The sequence below is a fragment of the Tepidimonas thermarum genome, from assembly GCF_007556705.1.
In the GTDB taxonomy this organism is placed as follows: domain Bacteria; phylum Pseudomonadota; class Gammaproteobacteria; order Burkholderiales; family Burkholderiaceae_C; genus Tepidimonas; species Tepidimonas thermarum.
The window spans coordinates 1-22371 of sequence record NZ_VJOL01000042.1; the positions used below are offsets into that span (position 1 = coordinate 1).

General features: G+C 69.6%; 20 protein-coding genes and 2 tRNA genes. 14 read left to right on the forward strand and 8 right to left on the reverse strand.

Annotated features, from left to right (window positions below; translation table 11 throughout):
- On the forward strand, window positions 1–2048 hold a 2048-nt coding region (locus Tther_RS09895; protein ID WP_221934018.1), incomplete at its 5' end, for a hybrid sensor histidine kinase/response regulator.
- On the opposite strand, the gene Tther_RS09900 is transcribed toward Tther_RS09895, so the two are convergent.
- The gene (locus Tther_RS09900) at window positions 2035–3534 is read right to left on the reverse strand and encodes a cryptochrome/photolyase family protein (protein ID WP_143903424.1); all 1500 of its coding nucleotides are present in this window, start codon (window positions 3532–3534) and stop codon (window positions 2035–2037) included. The two genes, Tther_RS09895 and Tther_RS09900, sit on opposite strands and share 14 nt — an antisense overlap.
- A 25-nt stretch (window positions 3535–3559) precedes the next feature.
- Between Tther_RS09900 and Tther_RS09905 the strand changes: the two genes are divergently transcribed.
- From Tther_RS09905 to Tther_RS09940, 8 genes are all read left to right on the forward strand, one after another.
- The gene (locus tag Tther_RS09905; RefSeq protein WP_143903426.1) at window positions 3560–4294 is read left to right on the forward strand and encodes a YqgE/AlgH family protein; all 735 of its coding nucleotides are present in this window, start codon (window positions 3560–3562) and stop codon (window positions 4292–4294) included.
- Window positions 4291–4701, forward strand: a complete 411-nt coding sequence (gene ruvX / locus Tther_RS09910) for a Holliday junction resolvase RuvX (protein WP_143903428.1) — start codon at window positions 4291–4293, stop codon at window positions 4699–4701. Before Tther_RS09905 ends, ruvX begins: the two co-directional genes overlap by 4 nt.
- On the forward strand, window positions 4698–5261 hold the full coding sequence (gene pyrR / locus Tther_RS09915) for a bifunctional pyr operon transcriptional regulator/uracil phosphoribosyltransferase PyrR (protein ID WP_143903430.1): 564 nt from the start codon (window positions 4698–4700) through the stop codon (window positions 5259–5261). Before ruvX ends, pyrR begins: the two co-directional genes overlap by 4 nt.
- Before the next feature lie 18 nt (window positions 5262–5279).
- Window positions 5280–6233, forward strand: a complete 954-nt coding sequence (locus tag Tther_RS09920; RefSeq protein WP_143903432.1) for an aspartate carbamoyltransferase catalytic subunit — start codon at window positions 5280–5282, stop codon at window positions 6231–6233.
- Window positions 6230–7555, forward strand: coding sequence for a dihydroorotase (locus Tther_RS09925; protein WP_143903434.1), 1326 nt, complete (start codon window positions 6230–6232; stop codon window positions 7553–7555). Before Tther_RS09920 ends, Tther_RS09925 begins: the two co-directional genes overlap by 4 nt.
- Complete coding sequence (locus tag Tther_RS09930; protein ID WP_143903436.1) at window positions 7542–8342, forward strand: lysophospholipid acyltransferase family protein; 801 nt, start codon at window positions 7542–7544, stop codon at window positions 8340–8342. The genes Tther_RS09925 and Tther_RS09930 overlap by 14 nt, the downstream gene beginning before the upstream one ends.
- Window positions 8343–8463: 121 nt before the next feature.
- Window positions 8464–8991 (forward strand): DUF2889 domain-containing protein, encoded by a 528-nt coding sequence (locus tag Tther_RS09935; RefSeq protein WP_246098994.1) that lies wholly within the window; start codon window positions 8464–8466, stop codon window positions 8989–8991.
- Window positions 8988–10007 carry a DUF475 domain-containing protein gene (locus Tther_RS09940; protein ID WP_143903440.1) on the forward strand — a complete coding sequence of 340 codons (1020 nt, stop codon included), beginning with the start codon at window positions 8988–8990 and terminating at the stop codon, window positions 10005–10007. Before Tther_RS09935 ends, Tther_RS09940 begins: the two co-directional genes overlap by 4 nt.
- Window positions 10008–10073: 66 nt before the next feature.
- Here the strand turns inward: Tther_RS09940 and Tther_RS13290 are convergent, their stop codons facing one another.
- From Tther_RS13290 to pilB, 7 genes are all read right to left on the reverse strand, one after another.
- Window positions 10074–10778, reverse strand: coding sequence for a hypothetical protein (locus Tther_RS13290; protein ID WP_185975062.1), 705 nt, complete (start codon window positions 10776–10778; stop codon window positions 10074–10076).
- A gap of 266 nt (window positions 10779–11044) precedes the next feature.
- Window positions 11045–11120, reverse strand: a tRNA-Lys gene (locus tag Tther_RS09955).
- A 3-nt stretch (window positions 11121–11123) separates the two neighbouring features.
- Window positions 11124–11199, reverse strand: a tRNA-Ala gene (locus Tther_RS09960).
- 35 nt (window positions 11200–11234) lie between these two features.
- Entirely contained in the window at window positions 11235–12881 is a 1647-nt protein-coding gene (locus Tther_RS09965) for a response regulator (RefSeq protein WP_143903444.1), read from the reverse strand.
- Between the two features lie 9 nt (window positions 12882–12890).
- The gene (locus Tther_RS09970; RefSeq protein ID WP_143903446.1) at window positions 12891–14561 is read right to left on the reverse strand and encodes a tetratricopeptide repeat protein; all 1671 of its coding nucleotides are present in this window, start codon (window positions 14559–14561) and stop codon (window positions 12891–12893) included.
- A gap of 2 nt (window positions 14562–14563) precedes the next feature.
- Window positions 14564–15778, reverse strand: a complete 1215-nt coding sequence (locus tag Tther_RS09975) for a type II secretion system F family protein (protein WP_143903448.1) — start codon at window positions 15776–15778, stop codon at window positions 14564–14566.
- Between the two features lie 46 nt (window positions 15779–15824).
- Window positions 15825–17576, reverse strand: a complete 1752-nt coding sequence (gene pilB / locus Tther_RS09980; protein WP_281280176.1) for a type IV-A pilus assembly ATPase PilB — start codon at window positions 17574–17576, stop codon at window positions 15825–15827.
- 88 nt (window positions 17577–17664) lie between these two features.
- Here pilB and accB point away from each other — a divergent pair, with 88 nt between their 5' ends.
- The 5 genes from accB to Tther_RS10005 are packed head-to-tail and all read left to right on the forward strand — an operon-like array spanning window position 17665 to window position 22290.
- Window positions 17665–18126 carry an acetyl-CoA carboxylase biotin carboxyl carrier protein gene (gene accB / locus Tther_RS09985; RefSeq protein WP_143903450.1) on the forward strand — a complete coding sequence of 154 codons (462 nt, stop codon included), beginning with the start codon at window positions 17665–17667 and terminating at the stop codon, window positions 18124–18126.
- A 10-nt stretch (window positions 18127–18136) separates the two neighbouring features.
- Window positions 18137–19489, forward strand: coding sequence for an acetyl-CoA carboxylase biotin carboxylase subunit (gene accC / locus Tther_RS09990; RefSeq protein WP_143903452.1), 1353 nt, complete (start codon window positions 18137–18139; stop codon window positions 19487–19489).
- A complete protein-coding gene (gene prmA, locus Tther_RS09995; protein ID WP_281280177.1) occupies window positions 19476–20396 on the forward strand; it encodes a 50S ribosomal protein L11 methyltransferase in 921 nt (306 codons plus the stop codon). Before accC ends, prmA begins: the two co-directional genes overlap by 14 nt.
- 46 nt (window positions 20397–20442) lie before the next feature.
- Window positions 20443–21405 (forward strand): zinc-ribbon and DUF3426 domain-containing protein, encoded by a 963-nt coding sequence (locus tag Tther_RS10000; protein ID WP_143903454.1) that lies wholly within the window; start codon window positions 20443–20445, stop codon window positions 21403–21405.
- Window positions 21406–21438: 33 nt separating this feature from the next.
- The gene (locus Tther_RS10005) at window positions 21439–22290 is read left to right on the forward strand and encodes a carbohydrate kinase family protein (protein WP_143903456.1); all 852 of its coding nucleotides are present in this window, start codon (window positions 21439–21441) and stop codon (window positions 22288–22290) included.
- The last annotated feature ends 81 nt before the right edge of the window (window positions 22291–22371 follow it).

Sequence of the window (22371 nt, forward strand, 5' to 3'; positions counted from 1 at the left end):
TGGTGACACCCCGCGGTATCGACGTCGAACCCCTTGGAGAGGTGGCAACGACCTCAGAGACGGCAGAGCTGCGCGTGGTATTTCGCGACGACGCGACGGTGGCCCAAATCCGCCCGGCACCCGTGCCCATGGATCTCATCGACCCGTTGCTGGCGGGCAGCGCCGAGCAGCAGCTCCAGCGTCAGCGGCTGCAGGTCGAGCTGGCGGGGCTGCACCGCTGTCTGCACGACATGGCGGCCAACGTCGAACGCTTGCGCCGGCAGTGGCGCGAGTTGCAGCAGCACACCGAAGCCGGTACGCCGGCGCAGCTGGGCAACGGCGCGGCGGCCGCGGGGTTTGATGCGCTGGAGCTCGAGCGCTACACCCGGGTGCAAGAGCTCACCCGGCTGCTGGCCGAGACCATCGACGACGTGGCCACCGTCCAGCGCCAGATGCAGCGCGCGGTCGCGAGCGCAGACACCCACCTGGCGGCGCAGGAGCGCCTGGCGCGCGACGCTCAGCACGCGCTGTTGCACGCGCGCCTGGTGCCGTTCGAGAGCCTGCTCGAACGCCTGACGCGCGGTGTGCGCGAGGCGGCCGAGGCGCGCGGACGTCGCATCGACTGGCAGCCGCAGGGCGACGCTGCCCGCATCGACCGCCCGGTGCTCGAGCGGCTGCTGCCCATCCTGGAGCACCTGCTGCGCAACGCGGTGGTGCACGGCATCGAGCCCCCGGCGGATCGCCTGGCGGCGGGCAAGCGCCCCGAAGGCCGCGTGGCGCTGCAATGGCAAATCCAAGGTGCGGACCTGTGCCTGACCGTGACCGACGATGGTGCCGGCCTGGATGTGCAGGGGCTGCGCGCGCGGGCGGTCGCGGCGGGTTGGCATCCCGCCGATGCGCCGTTCACCCGCGACGATGCGGTGCGCTGCGCCTTGCAACCCGGTGTCAGCACCGCCGCGCACGTGGACGCGTGGGCCGGGCGCGGCATCGGGCTGGACGTCGTCCGCAGCGAACTGATGGCCCTGGGCGGCCGCCTGGAGGGGTTCGAGCCCGAGGGTGGGGGCACGGGCTGGCGCCTGACCGTGCCGCTGACGACCGCGATTGCCACGGTCGTGGTGGTGCGCGTGGATCAGCACACCGTGGCACTGCCCGTGCCGTGGGTAAGCGCGGTGCGGCGTGTGCGAGGGGCGGAGCTGACCGCTGCCGAACTCAGCGGCCTGTGGGGCGAAGGCGGCGTGCGCATGCCGCTGCGCTGGCTGGGCGCGCTGTTGGGCACATCGCCCCGGCCGGCGGCCCCGGCGGGCGGGCATGGCGTGCCCGTGCTCGAGTGCCACAGCGCGGGGCGCCGGGTGGCGCTGCGGGTGGACGCGGTGGTGGGCCGCCAGCGCGTCGTGTGGCGGCCCCTGCCGCCGCCGTTGGCGCGCCAGCCCGGCCTGGTCGGCGCCAGCGTGCAGGCCGACGGCCAGGTGTTGCTGATCTACCACCCCCTGGCGTTGTGCGATGCGCACGACCTCGGCGTGGCCGGCCCGGCACCGACGGCGGCGCCGGAGCGTGCGCCAGCGGTGACCGAACACGGGCCCGAACACGAGCGCGAACATTGGCGCGAACACGGGCGTGCCGGGGGTGAGCCGCCCACCCCCTTGGTGCTGGTGGTGGACGATTCCATCACCGTGCGGCGCGTCACGCAGCGCCTGCTGCAACGCGCTGGCTACCGGGTGGCGCTGGCCGGCGACGGCGTGCAGGCGCTGCAGCGGCTGCGCGAGGAGGCGCCGGTGGTCGTGCTGTGCGACATCGAGATGCCGCGCATGGACGGCTTCGAGCTGGTGCGCGCGCTGCGCAACGACCCGCGCTGGGCGGATCTGCCGGTCGTCATGGTCACCTCGCGCCTGGCGGACAAGCACCGCCTGCATGCCGAGGCGCTGGGCGTCAACCACTACCTCGGCAAGCCCTACGCCGAGGACGAGTTGCTCGCGCTGGTGGCGGCCTACGCCCGGCTGGCGCCAGCGGCCCCGGCGCCACGGCTGGAGGCGGCGTCGCCCCCATCTCCGTCCCCTGTTACACCTTCTTGACGACCGCGTAGCGCTCCAGGGTGCGCGCCCGGGCGGCGGCATGGTCCACGATGGGCGTCGGGTAGTCGCGCCCCAGCACCACCCCGGCGGCTTGCAGGTCGGCCGGCTTGGCCAGCCAGGGCGCGTGCAGCGCCTCGGTGGGCAGTGTGGCCAGCTCGGGCAGGTAGCGCCGGATGAATTTGCCCTGGGGGTCGAACTTTTCGCTCTGGCTGACCGGGTTGAAGATGCGAAAGTACGGCTGCGCGTCGCAGCCGCTCGAGGCCGCCCACTGCCAGCCGCCGTTGTTGGCCGCCAGGTCGAAGTCGATCAGGTGATCGGCAAAATACTGCTCGCCCCAGCGCCAGTCCAGCCCCAGATCCTTGGTCAAAAAGCTGGCCACCACCATGCGCAGGCGGTTGTGCATATAGCCCGTGCGGTTGAGTTGGTGCATCGCCGCGTCCACCAGCGGGTAGCCGGTGCGGCCCTCGCGCCACGCGGCCAGCAGCGCCTCGGCGTGCTTGCCGCGCTCCCAGCGGATGGCGTCGTACTCGGGCTTGAAGGCCTTGCCTGCGCCGACGTGCGGAAAATTGGCCAGGATCTGGTGGTAGAAGTCGCGCCAGATGAGCTCGTTGAGCCACGCCGTTGCCCCGGCCAGCCCCTGCCGGTGCAGGTCGTGGGCCACCGCGGCCACGCTGCGGATGCTGATCGTGCCAAAGCGCAGGTGCACGCTCAGGTAGCTGGGGCCCTTGACGGCCGGGAAGTCGCGCGCCTGGTGGTAGTGCTCGATACGGGTGACGAAGTCCTCGAACAGCGCACGTGCGCCGCGGCTGCCGGTGCGTACCTTGAGCTCGCGCAGGTTGGTGCGCACAAAGCCCAACGCCTCCAGCGCCGGCACGCCAGGGGGGTGGGTGGCGGGGCAGGGGGCCAGCGCATCCGCGTAGCGCTCCACCGGATAGGCCTTGAGGTGATAGCCCGTCAGCGCCTTGAGCCACGCGTTCTTGTAGGGCGTAAAGACCGTAAACGGGCGGCCGTTGCCGGTGAGGATCTCACGCCGCTCGAAGATCACATGGTCTTTGTAGGTGTGCAGCACCGCCCCCGCATGCGCCAGCGCCCCCAGCACCTGCGCGTCGCGGGCGCGGGCGTAGGGCTCGTCGTCGTGGTTGGCAAACACCGCCTGCACGCCCAGTTGCGCCGCCAGGCGCGGGATCTCCTCCACCGCCGTGCCGTGGCGCACGATCAGCCCCACCCCCTCCACGCCGTTGGAGCGGCCCAGCGCGCGCAGCTGCTCGTCCAGGTCGATCAGGCTTTCGTGGATGAACTCCACGCGCCGATCCGCGTGCAGCCCGCGCGCACGCAGCGGCTCGAGGATGGCGCTGTCGAACACGAAGGCGCACCACACCCGGCGGCACTGCTTGAGGGCGTGGTAGAGCGCCGCGTTGTCCTCGCTGCGCACATCGCGCCGGAACCACATCAGACCGGCATCGAACGGTTTGGGGGCGTGGGGCATGGGGGTGGCGCGTAAAATTTCCACTATGAGCTCGGATTCTGCCCCCGTCAACCTGACGCATCACTTCCTGATCGCCATGCCCGGGCTCAATGACGAGCTGTTCGGCCGCAGCGTGGTGTATGTATGCGAGCACTCACCGCGCGGGGCCTTGGGGCTGATCGTCAACAAGCCCAGCGGCATCACCCTCGACGATTTGTTCGAGCGCCTGGGCCTGCCGCTCGGGCGACCGGCCTGGTCGGGCATGCCGGTGCTGCGCGGCGGGCCGCTGCAAACCGACCGGGGCTTTGTGCTGCACGAGGACATGGGCGAGCCCCAACCCCTGTGGGATGCGCCACCACCGGCCGTGGACGAGGGCCCCGTGGTGGCCTCGGCGATGTCGGCGCTGCTGCAAGCGGCTGGGGCCACGGCCGAACCAAGCGCCCCGGCGCCGGCCGAAGACGCGCCGCAGCCGACGGCGCGGCCCACGGTCTATGCGTCCTCGCTCAAAATCCCCGGTGCGGGGCTGGAGCTGACCACCTCGCGCGATGTGCTGGAGGCCGTCTCGGTCGGTGCCGGCCCGCGCCAGCTGCTGGTCACGTTGGGCTATGCCTCGTGGGGGGAGGGGCAGCTCGAATCCGAATTGGGCGACAACGCCTGGCTGACGGTGCCTGCCGATGCGGCGCTGTTGTTCGAGGTCCCCGTCGAGCAACGCTACGAGCGCGCCATGGCCTTGCTGGGGGTGCAGCCGTGGATGCTGGCGCCGGGCGCGGGGCGGGCATGACCACCTGGGGCGTGGTGAGCGCGCGTGCCCAAACCTTTTTGGCCTTCGACTGGGGCGAGCGGCGTGTGGGTGTGGCCAGCGGCAACGCCATCACGCGCACGGCTACCCCGTTGCCCACCGTGCAGGCGCAGGGGGATGCGCGCTGGCAGCGGCTGAGCGCGCTCATCGGCGAATGGCGGCCGGACGCGTTGGTGGTGGGCGTGCCCTGCCACCCGGACGGCACCCCGCACGAGCAAACCCAGCGCGCACGCCGCTTTGCCCGCCAGCTGCACGGCCGCACCGGCTTGCCCGTGGTCGAGGTCGATGAGCGCTACAGCACCACCGAAGCCCACGCCCGGGGCGCGGCTGACGCCGACGCGGCAGCCGCCTGCATCATCTTGGAGCAATTTTTGAGGACCTTGCCATGACTGCCCAACCCTCCTCTGGCGCGCCCAACGCGTCGGGTGCCCTGGCGCTGGATGCCGAAGCCCTGTATGCCGAGCTGCGCCGACTGGTGCAGGCGCTGCTGGCCAGCGGCCCGCAGCCCACCCACCTGGTGGGGGTGGTCTCGGGCGGCGCCTGGCTGGCGGCGCGCCTGCATCGCGAGCTGGGCCTGCCGGGCGAGCCGGGCACGATTGCCTCCACCCTGCACCGCGACGACTACGCCCAGCGCGGGCTGGCCGGTGCGGGCGCGCAGACGCATCTGCCGTTCGAGGTCAACGGCGCGCACGTGCTGCTCATCGACGACGTGCTCTACACCGGGCGCACGCTGCGCGCGGTGCTCAACGAGCTGTTCGACTACGGCCGGCCCGCCAGCGTGCGGCTGGCGGTGCTGGTGGACCGCGGCGGGCGCGAGCTGCCCGTCGCCGCCGACGCCGCGGCCGTGCGCCTGCCGCTGCCGCCGCACCAATCCTTCGAGCTCGCGCAGGGCGCCGATGGGCGCTTTAGCTTCGTGCTGCTGGATCGCTCGGCCCCGCGCCTGGGGTAAACCGCCGGAGCCCCCGCCATGAAAAATCCGCAACTCAACCGCCACGGCGAGCTGATCCACCTGCTGTCCACCGAGGGGCTGCCGCGCGCCATCCTGACCCAGATTCTGGATACCGCCCAGCAGTTCGTCAGCGTCAACGACCGCGAGGTCAAAAAAGTCCCCCTGCTGCGCGGCAAAAGCGTCTTCAACCTGTTCTTCGAAAACAGCACGCGCACGCGCACCACGTTCGAAATCGCCGCCACGCGCCTGTCGGCCGACGTGTTCAACCTGGACATCGCGCGCTCCTCCACCGCCAAGGGCGAGACGCTGCTCGACACCATCGCCAACCTGTCGGCGATGGCGGCCGACATCTTCGTCGTGCGCCACAGCGAATCGGGTGCGCCCTACCTGATCGCCCAGCACGTCGCGCCGCATGTGCACGTCATCAACGCCGGCGACGGTCGCCACGCCCACCCCACGCAGGGCCTGCTGGACATGTACACCATCCGGCACTACAAGGGCGATTTCACCAACCTCTCGGTGGCCATCGTCGGCGACGTGCTGCACTCGCGCGTGGCGCGCTCGGACATCCATGCCCTGACCACGCTGGGCTGCCCGGACGTGCGCGTGGTGGGGCCGCGCACGCTGGTGCCCAGCGACCTGTCGCACCTGGGGGTGCGCGTGTGCCACTCGCTGGAGGAGGGCATTCGCGACTGCGACGTGGTGATCGCCTTGCGCCTGCAAAACGAGCGCATGAGCGGCGCGCTGTTGCCCTCCAGCCAGGAATTTCACCAGGCGTTTGGGCTGACGCCCGAGCGGCTGCGCTGGGCCAAGCCCGACGCCATCGTCATGCACCCGGGGCCGGTCAACCGGGGTGTGGAGATCGACTCCAGCGTGGTGGACGGCGTGCAAAGTGTGGTGCTGCCGCAGGTCACGTTCGGCATCGCCGTGCGCATGGCGGTCATGGGCATCATCGCGGGGAACGAGGCATGAAAATACTCATCCGTCAAGGCCGGGTCATCGATCCCGCCAGTGGCACCGACCGCGTGGCCGACGTGGCCATCGCCGCCGGCCGCATCATCGGTGTGGGCAGCGTGCCGGCCGACTTTGCGCCCAACCGCGTGCTCGACGCCGCCGGTTGCTGGGTGCTGCCGGGGTTGGTTGACCTGAGCGTGCGCCTGCGCGAGCCAGGCCAGGAGCACGCTGGCATGCTGGAGAGCGAAACCGCCGCCGCCGTTGCGGGCGGCGTGACCAGTTTGGTGTGCCCCCCCGATACCGACCCCGTGTTGGACGAGCCGGGCCTGGTGGACATGCTCAAGGCCCGCGCCGAAAAGCTGCACCGCGCGCGGCTGTTCCCGCTGGGGGCGCTCACGCGCGGCCTGCAGGGCGAGGTGCTGGCCGAGATGGTGCAGCTCACCGAGCGCGGCTGCGTGGGTTTTGGCCAGGCCGATCGGCCAATCGTCAACACCCAGGTGCTGCAGCGCGCCTTCCAGTACGCGGCCACCTTTGGCTATACGCTGTGGTTGCGCCCGGAGGACCCATGGTTGTCCAAGGGCGTGATGGCCAGCGGGGCACTGGCCACCCGGTTGGGCCTGTCCGGCGTGCCGGCCGCCTCCGAGGTGATCGCGCTGCACACCCTGCTCGAATTGCTGCGCGGCATCGTCGGCGCCGCGCCCGGCGCCGCGCCGCCCGTGCGCTTGCACCTGTGCCGCCTGAGCACGGCCGCGGGTGTCGCCCTGGTGCGCCAGGCCAAGGCCGAGGGCTTGCCCGTGACCGCCGACGTCAGCGTCCACCAGCTGCACCTCACCGACATCGACATCGGCTACTACGACACCCGGCTGCGCCTGCAACCGCCGGTGCGCCAGCAGCGCGACCGCGACGCGCTGCGCCAGGGGCTGGCCGATGGCACCATCGACGCCCTGGTCTCCGACCACAATCCGGTCTCGGCCGACGCCAAGGCCTTGCCCTTTGCCGAAGCCGAGCCGGGCGCCACCGCGGTCGAGCTGCTGGCCGGACTGGCGCTCAAATGGGCCGAGCAGGATGGTGTGCCCGCCGCGCGCGTGGTCGAGGTGCTGACCGCCGGCCCCGCCCGCGTGCTGGGCGCACGCCTGGGGACGCTGCAGGCCAGCGTCGGGCGCTTGGCGGTGGGTGGCGTGGCCGACGTGTGCGTGCTCGATCCGGCGACCACCTGGCGCGTGGAGCCCGGGCAGTTGCGCAGCCAAGGCCGGCACACGCCCTTCGCTGGCCACGCGCTGAGCGGCCGCGTGCGCGCCACGCTGGTGGGGGGGCATGTTGCCTTCGATGCCGACGCTTGAGGCGACCGTGTTGGCGCGGCCGGTGTCCAGGGCGCGGGCCGCGTGGCGTGCCGTGCGCCTGATCGCCCACGTGGCGGCCGGCCTGTGGACCGTCTGGCGGCACTTCCCGCACGGGGACGAGGCCATCCGCGCCGACCGTATCCAAGCCTGGGCGGCACGCGCGCTGGCCGTGTTGGGCGTTGCGCTGCGGGTGGAGGGCCAGCCGCCCACGCACGGTCCTGTGTTGGTCGTGGCCAACCACGTGTCGTGGCTGGACATCCTGGCCATCGACGCGGCGCGGCCGTGCCGCTTCGTGGCCAAAGCCGACGTGCGCCACTGGCCGCTGCTGGGGCGCCTGGTGGCGGGTGCCGGGACGCTGTTCATCGAGCGCGACCGCAAGCGCGACGCGCTGCGGGTCGTGCACCATCTGGCGGAGCGGCTGCAGGCGGGCGATGTGCTGGCGGTTTTTCCCGAAGGCACCACCAGCGACGGCCGCAGCGTGCTGCCCTTTCATGCCAACTTGCTGCAGGCCGCGCTCGCCACGGGCACGCCCGTGCAGCCGCTGGGGCTGGCGTACCGGCCGCGCGCCGCCGCGCCCGAGGCGCTGGCCCGCCATGACGCGCCCGTCTACGTCGGCGACGACACGCTGCTGGCGTCGGTGTGGCGCGTGTTGCGTGCCCACGACGTGGCGGTGCACCTGCGCTGGGGCGAGCCGCAAACCGCCGATGGCCGCGACCGGCGCGCCTGGGCCGCCGACTTGCGCGCCGAGGTGGCGCGGCTGGCGGGTCTGCCACCCCCGCCGGCGTGACCTCGTCGCGCCGCCGACAGCGCATGCGGGCCGACTTTGGCGACAATTCGGCCCTTTGCATTTGTCGTCGCCCAAAGGAGCCACCGCCGTGCCCTTGCCACCGCCAGCCGATCGCCAACCCATGCACACCCGCCGCGTCGAGTTTCGCGGCTACCGGCGCACCGACGGCCTGTGGGACATCGAAGCCGAACTCACCGACGTCAAACCCTACGGATTCGCAATCGAGGGCGAGGGCGCGTGGGCGGCCGGACAGCCCATCCACCACATGCACGTGCGCGTCACGCTCGACGATGATTGGATCGTGCGCGACATCGCGGTTGCGATGGACGCCCACCCGCACGCCCCCTGCCCGCAGGCCATGGCCCCGCTGCGCGCGTTGATCGGGCAGCGCATGGGGCGCGGCTGGCGCAAGGTGATCGAACAAACCATGGGCGGCGAGCGCGGCTGCACGCACCTGCGCGACCTGCTGGTGCAGCTCGCCACCGCGGCGTTCCAGACGCGCGCCCCAGACGCCTTTGCGCCGGGGGATGACGGGCGGCCGCCGCCGCATCTGGGCACCTGCCTCACCTGGGCGTTCGACAGCCCCGTGGTGGAGCGGCGCTATCCCCTGTTCTACCGTGCGCGCGCCGCGGCTGTGGGGGATGCATGAAGGACTTTCGCTTCTCCTTCCTTTTTTCGGCGCTTTGCCTGGGGCTGGCGGCCTGGTGGGGGCTGCAATCCCCCATGGGGCTGTGGACGGCCCTGTGGTTGACCGCCGTGCTGGCCATCCTGGAAGTCAGCCTGTCGTTCGACAACGCGGTGGTCAACGCCGGCGTGCTGCGCTACATGAGCCCGTTGTGGCGCCAGTTGTTTTTGACCGTCGGCATCCTGATTGCCGTGTTTGGCATGCGGCTGGTGTTTCCCATCCTCATCGTCGCCGTCTCGGCCGACCTTGGCTGGACCGAGACGGTGCGCTTGGCCCTGGAGCGGCCCGACGCCTACGCGCGCGTGCTCACCGAGGCCTACCCCGTCATCTCGTCTTTTGGCGGGATGTTCCTGCTGCTGGTGTTTCTCAATTTTCTGTTCGACCGCAACAAGGAAACGCACTGGCTCGGGCCGCTGGAGCGGCGCATGGTGCGCGCCGCCAAGTTTGATGAAATCAGCGTCTTCATCGCGCTGGTGGTGGTGTTTTCGACGCGCTGGTGGGTGCCGGAGGCGGAGCAGACCGGCGTCTTTGTGGCGGGCATTGCGGGCATCGTGCTGTACCTGGCGGTGGATGCGGTGGGCGCGTTGTTCGAATCCGAAGAAGCCGGCGATGCGGCCGTGGCGGCCGCCCACCGCACGGGCTTTGCCAGCTTTTTGTACCTCGAGGTGCTCGATGCCTCGTTCTCGTTCGACGGGGTGATTGGTGCCTTTGCCATCACCAAGGACGTGGTCATCATCATGCTGGGGCTGGCCATTGGCGCCATCTTCGTGCGCTCCATGACCGTGTACCTGGTCAAGCGGGGCACCCTCGAGGCCTATGTGTACCTGGAGCATGGCGCGCACTACGCCATCGGGGCGCTGGCGGCGATCATGATCCTGGGCACCGTCGCGCACGTGCCCGAGGTGGTCACCGGCCTGATCGGCGTGGGCTTCATCGCCGCCGCGGTGCTGTCCTCGTTGCGCGAACGCCAGCGCACCTGAGCCGCCTTCCGCCACTGCCCACCCGTCCAGCCCCGCGCAGTGCGCGGCTGGCGCGCGCGCCGCGCATCAGCGCGCGGGCAGGGTGGACGTCGGCGCGCTGTCCTGCGCCACGCGTGTGGCTGTGCCGGTGGCCTTGCGCGCGGCCGAGGCTGGCGCGCGCTTGCGCGCCGTCGGCGCGGCCGAGGCCGGTGGCGACTTCGGCGCGGCCATGCTCGGCAACCGGTCGAGCTGCCCTTCGGTGAGCGTGTCGAGCTGGAAGGTCCCGCTTTTGTCCCACAGCCACGTGTCGGTGTAGTGCACGCCGCCCAGCCGCATGGGGGCCGGGAACGGCGCGGCCTCACGCACCAAGCGCTCGATCTCGGCTTTGACGTGCGGCACGTGGTCGGGCGCGCGCATCCATTCAAAGTGGCGCAGCTCCCCCCGCGGGCCGATGTCGAGCCGCATCACCGCCACCGCCTGCACCAACGGCGGCAATTTGCCGCGAAAGACGCGCTCGCCGTACCGCTCGTAGAGGTGCTGCGCGCCGTCGCGCCGGTAGTCCCGTTCGTTGGTGGCCAACGACACCTTGCCCGTAAAGGGCGGCTCGGGCGCAGGGGTGGGCGCGGGCGCCGGCGCTGCCGGCGGCGCCACGACCATGGGTGGCGGGGCCGAAGGCGGCGGTGGCGTGGCGCAGCCCACCACCAGCGTTGCCACCAGCAGTGCGCCGCCCCAGCGGCCCCTGCGCCAAAGCGCTGCGCCCTCGGGGGCGCGCCACGCGTGTGTGTCCAGCATCACAGCCATGGGATCGTGGGGGCCGCAGCGCAACCCCGCTTGTTGACATCGGCGCATTGTCCGCCAATGGCGGGGGCGTTTCAACCCCGTGTACGGCTCCGGTACCGCCGCGGCCTCCCGCCCGCCCGCACCAAGCGCAGGAACAGACCGATACGGTGGCGTGCGCTTGGCCCCGACCTTACCAAAGGTGGCTGCACAGTGCCCACAGGGCTTGCGGCTGGGTGCAAAAAAGCCCGCACGAGGGCGGGCTACGTTTTTGATGTGCTTGGTGGGTCCTGTAGGATTCGAACCTACGACCTACGGATTAAGAGTCCGCTGCTCTACCAACTGAGCTAAGAACCCACGTGGTGGACCGAAGGAGGATCGAACTCCCGACCTCTGCATTGCGAACGCAGCGCTCTCCCAGCTGAGCTATCGGCCCGGTAAGCGCGCATTATAGCGCAATGTTCGCCCGGCTCATCCCTCGACCGTCTTGACATCCATGACGCGCAGGCTCACACCGCCGGCCTGGCGCGCCGCTTTGTCGCCGATGACGGGTTTGTTGGCGTAGGACTGAAAGCGCTCGCGCAGCGGCTGGATGGTCTCGGCCAGCGCCGCGGCGTCGTCGATGCGCGACTCATACCGCTTGAGCACCCCCCAGGCCGATTCGATGATCTTGGCGTTGCAGGTCGAGCGGCCCTGTTCGATCAGCTCCAGCACCGCCGCGCGCGGGTTGCCGGCCAGGCTTTGGCGCATGGCGTGTTCGACCATGCCCAGCACCTCGTTGTGCAGGGCAGACAGGCGCTCGGCATAGGGCGGATGGGCGTTGGCGGCCTGCGCCAGCAGCGCCGTGAGGGCTTTGGAGGTGCAAAAGCGCCGCCCGAGCACCGTCAGGCGCTCCTCCACCTCGTCGATTTGGATGGCGCGCTGCGCCAGGTAGGCCAGCAGCGTGGTCAGGTTGCAGGCCGCCTCGAAATCGAAATCCTCGTCGGTGATGGTGGCCATCATCGCGCGCACCTTGTCGAGCACCCGCGCCACCTGCGCATCGTGCAGCAGCAACGCGATCTCGAGCACCTCGGCCAGGCGGCGCAGGCGCAGGGATTTGGGGTGGCGCTCCACCATGCGCAGCGCGTCGTCCCAGTAGCGCTGCAGGCCCTTGCGGTCACCGGCCTCGAAGCGCATGAAGCCCAGCAGCACCAGCGACTGTGCGTCGAACATTTTCGAGTCCAGCCCCAGCCGCACCGAGCGCGCGAGCAACTCCTCGGCCAGCTGCGTCTGGCCGCAGTAGTGGGCCAGCATGCCGTGGCGCTGCAGCCGGCTGATCGACGCCGGTGTGAGGTCGGTGGCCATCTTGTAGGCCGCCAACGCGGCGTCGAAGTTGCCCAGCTCGATCTGGGCACGGCCCATGACGTCGTAGGCGTCGGCGTAGTCGGGCTCGGCGCCAATCAGGTTGTGCAGGGTCTGGCTGGCCTTTTGCGGCTGGCCGGCGTCGAGCTGGGCACGCGCGACGCCGAGTTTGGCCCACGGCAGCGCCTTGGCCTCGACCACGGCTTCGTACAAGCGTTGCGCCTCGTCGTAGCGCGCCAGGCGCAGCAACAGCTCGGCGCCCACCCGCGCCGCGTAGAGCCAATAGTCGCCGCGTTGCTCGAAGCGCCGCAGGCACAGCGCGGCGGCGGTTTCGTGGTCGCTGCGTTCGATGGCCTCGAAGATGTCCTTGAGCACCGTTTTGCGGTGGCGCGCCTGCCCGATGCGCTGGGCCAACTGGTTGGCGGTGAAGGGCTTGAGCAAATAGGAGTCGAGCGCGGATTCGGCCGCTTCGGCGACCTTGGAGTACGTCGCTTCGGCCGTCACCATGATGAAGATGGTGGCAAACGGCAGCAGCCCGGCACGGCGCAGGTCATCCAACAGCGCTTGCCCGGTGCCCGTGTCGTGGGGAAAGTGCTGCTCGCACAGCACGACGTCGAAGGTGCGAAATTCCAGCTGCCGGCGCGCGTCGGCGATGCGTGGGCTTTGTGCCACCATGCGTGCGCCCATGTCGCGCAGCTGCGCCACCAGGATGGAGCGCGACGTGGGGTTGCCATCGATGACCAGCGCCGTGGCCCCGTACAAATCCATCAGGCTCATGCGGCGGGATTATTCGGCATGCGCCGGCGGGGCGCGGTCCATCGGGCCCAGGGGCACGCCGCCCGCGGGGCGCAGGCGCGGGTCGCCCAGGGCCGGGCGATTGCGCGCGGTTCCGTAGGCGCGGCGCAGCGTCTCGACGCGGGTTTGCCAGGCCTCGGCATTCGGGATGTCGGCGCGGTAGCGCTGCAGCACCAGCCAAGCGGTCTCGACCGCGCGGGCATTGAGGGTTTCCTGGGCCATGGCGTAGAGCTCGGCCAGCGCCAGCACCGATTCGCCCTGGTTGGCGCGGCGCAGCGCCTGCTCGATGCGTTGCACCATCACCGTCTCGCACTCGCGCACGCGCTGGGCGTAGCCGCTGTGGTGGCTGGCGGCGCTGGCCAACAGCTCGCCCATGGCTTTGGAGGTGGCAAAGCGCATGCCCAGGCGGGTGATGAGCGGCTCCTGGTCGGGCACGGTGGTGTGCCGCGCCAGCGCCGCCAGGGTCGCCAGCAGGTTGCAGGCAGCCTCCATGTCGAAGTCGGGCGCGCCCGCGTCCTCGGCCATCGCGGCCAGCGCCGGGGCCAGCGCGTCGGCATGGCCACCCAGGGCCTGCGCCAGCAGGTCGGCGAGCTGGACGAAGCGCCGCAGTCGGGCATCGTCGGGCTCGACCAGTGCGCGTTTGCGCAGCTCGGCGTGGTGCCGTTCGAGTTCGGCGGCGTCACCGTGCTCGAACGCTGCAATGGCCAGCAGCACCAGGCTTTCGGCGTCGAACATCTTGGAGTCCAACCCCAAGTACGTTGCCCGTTGCAGCAGTTCGACGGCCTTGTCGCGGTTGCCGAGGAAAAACGCCAGCATGCCCAGCCGCTGCTGCCGGCCGATGGCCATGGGCGTGGCTTCCAGCGCGCGCTCGAGGCTGTCGAGCGCGTCGTCGAACTGGCCCAGCTCCATCTGCGCGCGTGCGAGCACGTCGTAGGCATCGGGGTAGTCGGGGGCCGTCTCCAGCAGCGTTTGCAGGGTCTCGCGCGCGGCCGCCGGCGCGCCGCTGTCGAGCTGGCAGCGCGCCACCCCCAGCAGCGCCCACGGTTGGGGCTCGGTGTCCCAAATCGACTGAAACAGCGCCTGCGCCTGGCCAAAGCGTCCCAGGCGCAGCAGGATTTCGGCCCCCCAGCGCGCCGCGGACAACCACTGCGGGCCACGGCTGGCAAAGCGCTGCAGGCACAGCTCGACCGCGTCGTCGTAGCGCCGCTCCTCCAGGGCGCGGTGGATGTCCCACAGCGCGGCTTTGCGGCGCTGGGCCTGTTCGATGCGGTCGTACAGGCTGCCGGCGGAGTAGGGGCGCACGATGTAGCTGTCCACCGACGACTCGGCGGCTTCGGCGACTTTGAGGTAGGTGGCCTCGTCCGTGATCAGGATGAAGACCGTGCCAAACGGCAACAAACCGGAGCGGCGCAGGTCGTCGAGCAACTCCTGCCCGGAGCCCCCGCGGGGAAACGTGTCGCCACAGACGACCAGGTCGAACGGGTGGCGCTCGATCTCGCGCCGCGCATCGGCGATGCGCCCCACCTGGCTGATGGAGGTAAAACCAAAGCTGCGCAATTGCCCCGCGAGCGTCAAGCGCGTGGTGGGGTTGCCGTCCACCACCAGCGCGGCCGAGCGGCCCATCCCGACCGGCAGCCCCCCGCCGGACCCCGTCGCGGACATCGTCACACCACGGCGCCGAGTTTGAAGATGGGCAGGTACATCGCCACGACGATGCCACCGATGATGGTGCCCAGGATGACGATGATGATCGGCTCCATCAGGCTGGAGAGTCCGGCCACCATGTCATCGACCTCCTGCTCGTAGAAGTCGGCGGCCTTGCCCAGCATGTGGTCGAGCGAGCCCGACTCCTCACCGATGGCGCTCATTTGCAGCACCATCGACGGAAAGACGCCGGTGTTGGTCATGGCCTGGGTCAGCGCGGTGCCCGTGGCCACCTCCTGCTGGATTTTGGCGGTTGCCTCCGCGTAGACCGAGTTGCCCGCCGCGCCACCGACCGAATCGAGGGCATCGACCAGGGGCACCCCGGCGGCAAACATGGTGGAGAGCGTGCGTGTCCAGCGCGCGACGACGGATTTTTCCACCAGCTGCCCAAAGATCGGCAGCCGCAGCAGCAGCCGGTCCATGAAGCGCTGCACCTTTTCGCTGCGCCGCCACGCCTGGAAGAAGAAATACAGCCCGCCGCCGAGGCCACCGAAGATCAGCCACCAGTACTCGACGAAAAATTCGCTCATGGCGATGACGGCCAGCGTCGGTGCCGGCAGGTCCGCGCCGAAGGAGGTGAAGACCTCCTTGAACGCGGGCACGACGAAAATCATGATCACCGACACCACGATGAAGGCCACCACCAGCACCGCGGTGGGGTACATCAGCGCCGACTTGACCTTGCTTTTGATGGCTTCGGTCTTTTCCAGGTAGTTGGACAGGCGGTCCAGAATGTCTTCCAGAATGCCGGCGGCCTCGCCGGCTTCGACCAGGTTGCAGTAGAGCGAATTGAAGTACAGCGGGTGCTTGCGAAACGCCGCGCTGAGCGACGTGCCCGTCTCGACGTCGGTGCGGATGTCGTAGAGCAGCCGCGCCACGCTGGGATTGGGGTTGCCGCGGCCGACGATGTCGAAGGCCTGCAGCAGCGGCACGCCCGCTTTCATCATCGTGGCCAACTGGCGCGTGAAGATGGCGATGTCCTTGGGCTTGATGCGTTTGGCCGAGGCCAGGCGGCGCCGTCTGATTTTGTTCACCACGATGCCCTGGCGCCGCAGCTGCGCCTGCACCTGCGCCTCGCCCGCGCCGCGTGTCTCGCCCTTGACCCGCTTGCCATTGCGGTCCTTGCCTTCCCAGACGAAAACGTGTTCCTTGACGGACGGGGTTGCTGTGGCCATGGATGCTCCGCTGCGATTCGGGGGCCGGGGCGTCGCGCGACCGGGGTCAGTCGTTGGTCACCGCGAGCACCTCCTCCAGTGATGTGATGCCCATCTTAACCTTGCGCAGCCCACTTTCGCGCAAGGTGCGCACCCCTTCGCGGTGCGCCTGCTCGGCGATTTCCAGCGCGCTGGCGCCGCGCAGGATGAGCTGCTGGATGGCCTCCGTGACGGGCATGACCTGGTAGATGCCCACGCGCCCTTTGTAGCCTTCGTGGCAGGCGGGGCAGCCCACGGGTTTGTAGGGCTGCCAGTCGCCCTCCAGATCCTGCGCGCGAAAACCGGCGTCGAGCAGCGCCTGGCGCGGGATGTCGTGATGCGGCACCTTGCATTGCGGGCACAGCCGGCGCGCGAGCCGCTGCGCGGTGATGAGGTTGATGCTGGAGGCGATGTTGAACGGCGCCACGCCCATGTTGACCAGCCGCGTCAGCGTCGAGGGCGCGTCGTTGGTGTGCAGCGTGGAGAGCACCAGGTGCCCGGTTTGCGCGGCTTTGATGGCGATGTCGGCGGTTTCCAGATCGCGGATTTCGCCCACCATGATGATGTCCGGGTCCTGGCGCAAAAAGGCGCGCAGCGCCGCCGCGAAGGTCAGCCCCGCTTTTTCGTTGACGTTGACCTGGTTGACGCCGGGCAGGTTGATTTCGGCCGGGTCTTCGGCGGTGGAGATGTTGACCCCTGGCTGGTTGAGCAGGTTCAGACAGGTGTAGAGCGACACCGTCTTGCCCGAGCCCGTCGGCCCGGTGACCAGCACCATGCCGTAGGGGCGGCCGATCGCCTCGAGCAGCTTGGCTTTTTCGTCGGGCTCGTAGCCCAGCGCGTCGATGCCCATCTGGGCGCTGCTGGGGTCCAGGATGCGGATGACCACCTTCTCGCCAAACAGCGTGGGCAGGGTGCTGACGCGAAAATCGATCACCTTGTCCGGGCCGACCTTGAGCTTCATGCGCCCGTCCTGCGGCACGCGCTTTTCCGAGATGTCGAGCTTGGAGATGACCTTGATGCGCGAGGCGAGCTTGTCCTTGATCGCCACTGGCGGCGAGGCGATTTCGCGCAGTTCGCCGTCGATGCGAAAACGCACCCGGTAGTGGTGCTCGTATGGCTCGAAATGCAGGTCCGACGCCCGCATGGTGTAGGCGTCGAGCAACATCTTCTGCAAAAAGCGCACGACGGGCGCGTCCTCGACCTCTGCCGCCACCTTGTCGGTGGCGTCCTCCGCGGCCACCTCAAGGCCCTCGGCCGCGAAATCGAAGTCCGGCCCAACGATGTGCTCGATGGCCTGCCCGGCGCTGGTGGTGTAGGCCTCGACCAGCTTGACGAGCTTGTCCACCTCCGCAATCACCCAGTCCACCGGCAGCTGGGTCTCGAACTTGACCTTTTCGGCCGCCTGCAGGTCCGACGGGTCGGCGGTGGCCACCGACACGCGCCCGCTGCGGCGCGCCAGGGGCACGATGCGGTATTGCTGGCAGGTTTTGGTGCTGAGCAAGCCCTGCGGCAGGCGCTGCGCGTCCACCGCATCGAGGTCGATCAGCGGCGCCGCAAACGCCTCGGACATGATGTGCGCGAGGTTGCGCGGCGACACCGCGGCGCTGTCGATGAGCTCGGTGATGAAGCCGGTTTTTTTGCTTTGGGCGCGCGCGTACAGCGCCTCGGCCTGCGCCTGCGACAGCGCATCGGCCGCGATCAACGCCCGGGCCAGGCCCGGCAACGCCATGGTGGCGATGCCGTCGTCCGGGGTCATGGGACTGGCGGTGGGGGCGGTCATGAGGGGTTGGGTCGTGTATAGTTCGCGCACTTTTACGCGCCGTTGCCGGCGAGATCGCTACACATTCGGGTCAATCAACGGAGTCGCCATGGATCTGCGCAAACTCAAGACGCTCATCGACCTGGTCTCGGAGTCCAACATTTCGGAGCTCGAGATCACGGAAGCGGAGGGCAAGGTCCGCATCGTCAAGGCCGCGGCCGCCGCCCCGGTGGCGATGGCCGCGCCGGCCGTGGCGGCGCCGGTGGCGCCGGTGACCATCAGCGCCCCGCCAGCCGCGGCCGCGGCTGCGCCCGAGGCGGCGCCGGCGGATGTTGCAGGACATGTGATCAAATCGCCCATGGTGGGAACCTTCTATCGCGCCCCCAGCCCGGGTGCCAAGCCCTTTGTCGAGGTGGGCCAGGCGGTCAAAGAAGGCGAGCCGGTGTGCATCATCGAAGCGATGAAGATTCTCAACGAAATCGAGGCCGATCGTGCGGGTGTCATCAAAGCCATTCTGGTCGAGAACGGCCAGGCCGTCGAGTACGGACAACCCCTCTTCGTCCTCGAGTGAGGGCGGCTCGATGTTCAAAAAGATCCTGATCGCCAACCGGGGCGAGATCGCGTTGCGGGTGCAGCGCGCCTGCCGCGAGCTCGGCATCAAGGCCGTCGTCGTCTACTCCGAGGCCGACCGCGAAGCCAAGTACGTCAAACTGGCCGATGAGGCGGTGTGCATCGGCCCCGCGCCCTCGGCGCAGAGCTACCTCAACATGCCGGCCATCATCTCGGCGGCCGAGGTCACCGACGCCGAGGCGATCCACCCGGGCTACGGCTTTCTGTCGGAAAACGCCGACTTCGCCGAGCGCGTGGAAAAAAGTGGCTTCGTCTTCATTGGCCCGACGCCCGAGTCCATTCGCCTCATGGGCGACAAGGTCTCGGCCAAGCAGGCCATGATCAAGGCGGGGGTGCCCACGGTGCCAGGGTCCGACGGTGCGCTGCCGGACGATCCGGCCGAGATCAAGCGCATCGCCAAAGCCATCGGCTACCCGGTCATCATCAAGGCCGCGGGTGGGGGCGGCGGGCGCGGCATGCGCGTCGTGCACACCGAGGCCGCGCTGCTGCACGCGGTGCAGACCACCAAGAGCGAGGCGGCCGCGGCGTTCAACAACCCCGAGGTGTACATGGAGAAATTTCTCCAAAACCCTCGGCACATCGAAATCCAGGTGCTGGCCGACCAGTACCGCAACGCGGTCTATCTGTTCGAGCGCGACTGCTCGATGCAGCGGCGCCACCAAAAGGTCATCGAGGAGGCGCCTGCGCCCGGCATTCCCCGGCGCCTGATCGAGCGCATCGGCGAGCGCTGCGCCGCGGCGTGCAAGAAGATCGGCTACCGCGGCGCGGGGACGTTCGAGTTCCTGTACGAAAACGGCGAGTTCTACTTCATCGAGATGAACACGCGCGTGCAGGTCGAGCATCCGGTGACGGAAATGATCACCGGCATCGACATCGTGCGCCAGCAAATCCTCATCGCCGCCGGCGAGAAGCTGCCCTTCACGCAGCGCCAGATCCAGTTGCGTGGTCACGCGATCGAGTGCCGCCTCAACGCCGAGGACGCCTACAAGTTCACCCCGTCGCCGGGGCGCATCACCGCCTGGCACGCGCCGGGTGGGCCGGGTGTGCGGGTCGACTCGCACGTCTACACCGGCTACAGCGTGCCCCCCAACTACGATTCGATGATCGGCAAGATCATCGTGCACGGTGACACGCGCGAGCAGGCGCTGGCGCGCATGCGTGGCGCGCTGGCCGAGGTCGTGATCGAGGGCATCAAGACCAACGTGCCGCTGCACCGCGAACTGATGGTGGACGCCAACTTCGAAGCCGGCGGCACCAACATCCACTACCTGGAAAGCTGGTTGGCCCAACGTGAGCGCGGATGACCCCACGGCGCCGCCGGCGCGCTGGTTCGAGCTGATGCTGCGCGTGCCCGAGGCGCGCGTGGAAGCCGTCGGCGAGGCGCTCGAGGCCCTGGAGGCGCTCAGCGTTTCGGTCGAAGACGCTGACGCCGATACCCCGGCCGAGCGCGCGCTCTTTGGTGAGCCGGGCCTGCCCGCACCGGCGCCCGGCTGGCAGCACTCGCGCGTGCTGGCCCTGTTCGACACCGAGGCCCAGGCGCGCGAGGCCGCGGCGCTGTTGATGCCGCAAGCGTTTTTTGCCGACTGCGAGGTGGTGGGGGTGCGCCCGGTGGCCGATACCGACTGGGTGCGGCTGACGCAGTCGCAGTTCGACCCGGCGCCGATCACGCCCGACTTCTGGATCGTGCCCAGCTGGCACGAACCGCCCGCTGCGGCGCGCACCGTGATCCGGCTCGATCCTGGCTTGGCCTTTGGCACCGGCACCCATCCCACCACGCGCATGTGCCTGCGCTGGATGGCCGCTCACGAGCTGTCGGGATGGCGCGTGCTCGATTACGGCTGCGGTTCCGGCATTTTGGCCATCGCCGCGGGCCTGCGCGGCGCGGGCGAGGTGGTGGCGGTGGACATCGACCCCGCCGCCGTCGAGGCCACGCAACACAATGCCGCGGCCAACGGCGTGACGCTCAGCGCCGGCTTGCCCGAGCTGGCCCAGGGGGGGTACGACCTGGTCGTGGCCAACATCCTGGCCACGCCGCTGAAGGTGCTGGCCCCGCTGCTGTGCGCGCACGTGGGGGCGGGCGGCCACCTGGTGCTGGCCGGCATCCTGGAGCGCCAGGCTGAGGAGCTGCGCGCCGCCTACGCGCCCTGGCTGGCGTTGCAGGTGGCCGACACCGAAGACGGCTGGATGTTGATGACCGCGCGGCGCGACTGAACCGCAGCCGTGCGGGGAGCACGGGCGCGCCGTCATAATCGCGGGCATGAGCTTCGTCACCCGCTGTCCGGCTTGCGGCACGGCCTTCAAGGTCGTGGCGGACCAGCTCAAGATCGCCGACGGCTGGGTGCGCTGCGGTCGCTGCCAGCAGGTGTTCGATGCCACGCTGGACTTGCAGCCGGCCGTGGCGCCGCCGCCGGCGGCAGAACCGACACCCGGGCCGACACCCGGGCCGACACCCGGGCCGACACCCGGGCCGACACCCGAGCCGACACCCGAGCCGACACCCGAGCCGACATCCGAGCCGACACCCGAGCCGACACCCGAGCCGATACCGGAGCCGATACCCGAGCCGATACCCGAGCCGATACCCGATGTCCCCCCGGACCCGGCGCCGCAGGACGACGCGGTGGCGCCGACGCCCGCGCCTGCCGGGGAGCCCGAGCCGCAGCAGCCACCACGGGCCGGCTTGGCGGCCGAAGCCCTCGAGGAACCGTCCTTCGTGCGCCAGGCGCGCCGGCGCGCCTTTTGGCGCCGCCCGCTAGTGCGCGCCATCCTGGCACTGTTGGCGCTGGGCCTGAGCGCTTGGCTGGCCGGCCAGGTGGCGTGGCAGTGGCGCGATGCGTGGGTTGCCCGCTATCCGGGCGCGCAGCCGGTGCTGCAGGCGTTGTGCGAGCACATGGGCTGTCGCATCGAACCCCCGGTGCGGCCGCAGGACGTGGTGATCGAAGGTTCGGTGCTGCTGCGGCGCGCGCCGGATCGCTACAGTTTTCATCTGGTGGTGCGCAACCGCGCCGACGTCGCGGTGGCGGCCCCGGCGCTGGAACTGACCCTGACGGATTGGCAGGACCAGGTGCTGGTGCGCCGCATCTGGCCGCCCGATGCGTGGCCGCAACCGACGGCGCAGTTGCCCGCCGGTGCGGAATGGCCGCTGCAGTTCGAGCTGGCTTTCGACCACCCCCAAGCGGCCCGCATGGCGGGCTATCGGGCGGTGCTGTTTTATCCCTGACGCCCCTGCGTGGGCGCTGCGCGTGATTTGACCATGACCATCCTCGTTTGCGGTTCCCTGGCCTTCGACACCATCATGGATTTCGAAGGACGCTTCGCCGACCACATCCTGCCCGATCAGCTGCACATCCTCAACGTGTCGTTTTTGGTGCCGGGCTTGCGTCGGGAGTTTGGTGGTTGCGCCGGCAACATCGCCTATGGCCTGCGGTTGCTGGGCGCGCCGGTGCGGCCCGTGGCCGCGCTGGGGGCGGACGGGGAGGGCTACCGCGAACGCCTGCGCGCGCTGGGGGTGGACGTCTCGGCCGTGCGCGTGCTGGCGGACACCTACACCGCGCAGGCCATGATCATGACCGACCGGGACAACAACCAGATCACCGCGTTCCACCCGGGTGCCATGGCGCAGGCGCACACCAACCCGATTCCCGCGACCGACGGCGTCTCGATCGCGATTGTGTCCCCGGACGGCAAACAGGCCACCTGGGAACATGCCGAGCAGCTGCACGCAGCGGGGGTGCCGTTCGTCTTCGATCCCGGCCAAGGTTTGCCCCTGTTCGAGGGCGCGGAGCTGCTGCGGCTGGTCGAGTGGGCCGATTGGGCCGCGCTCAACGACTATGAGGCGCGCCTGCTGTGCGACCGCACCGGCCTGACGTTGGCCGAGTTGTCCCACCGCCTGCGTGCCCTGGTCGTCACGCTTGGTGAGCACGGTTGCGATGTGTGGCAGGACGGCGTGTGCACCCGCGTGCCAGGGGTGCCAGCCACTGCGGTGGTGGACCCGACCGGATGCGGCGACGCCTTTCGCGCCGCCTTGCTCTACGGCTTGGCACACGGTTGGCCGGTGATGATTGTGCAACCTCTTTTCTGTAAATTTCCGGTTGGGTGGTCATGACAACCGGGTTACAGGTTGAAGTTGAGATAGACCTTGCCGGTCAGCCACTCGTCGTCGAGTTCGGCGAGCATTGCGGAAACC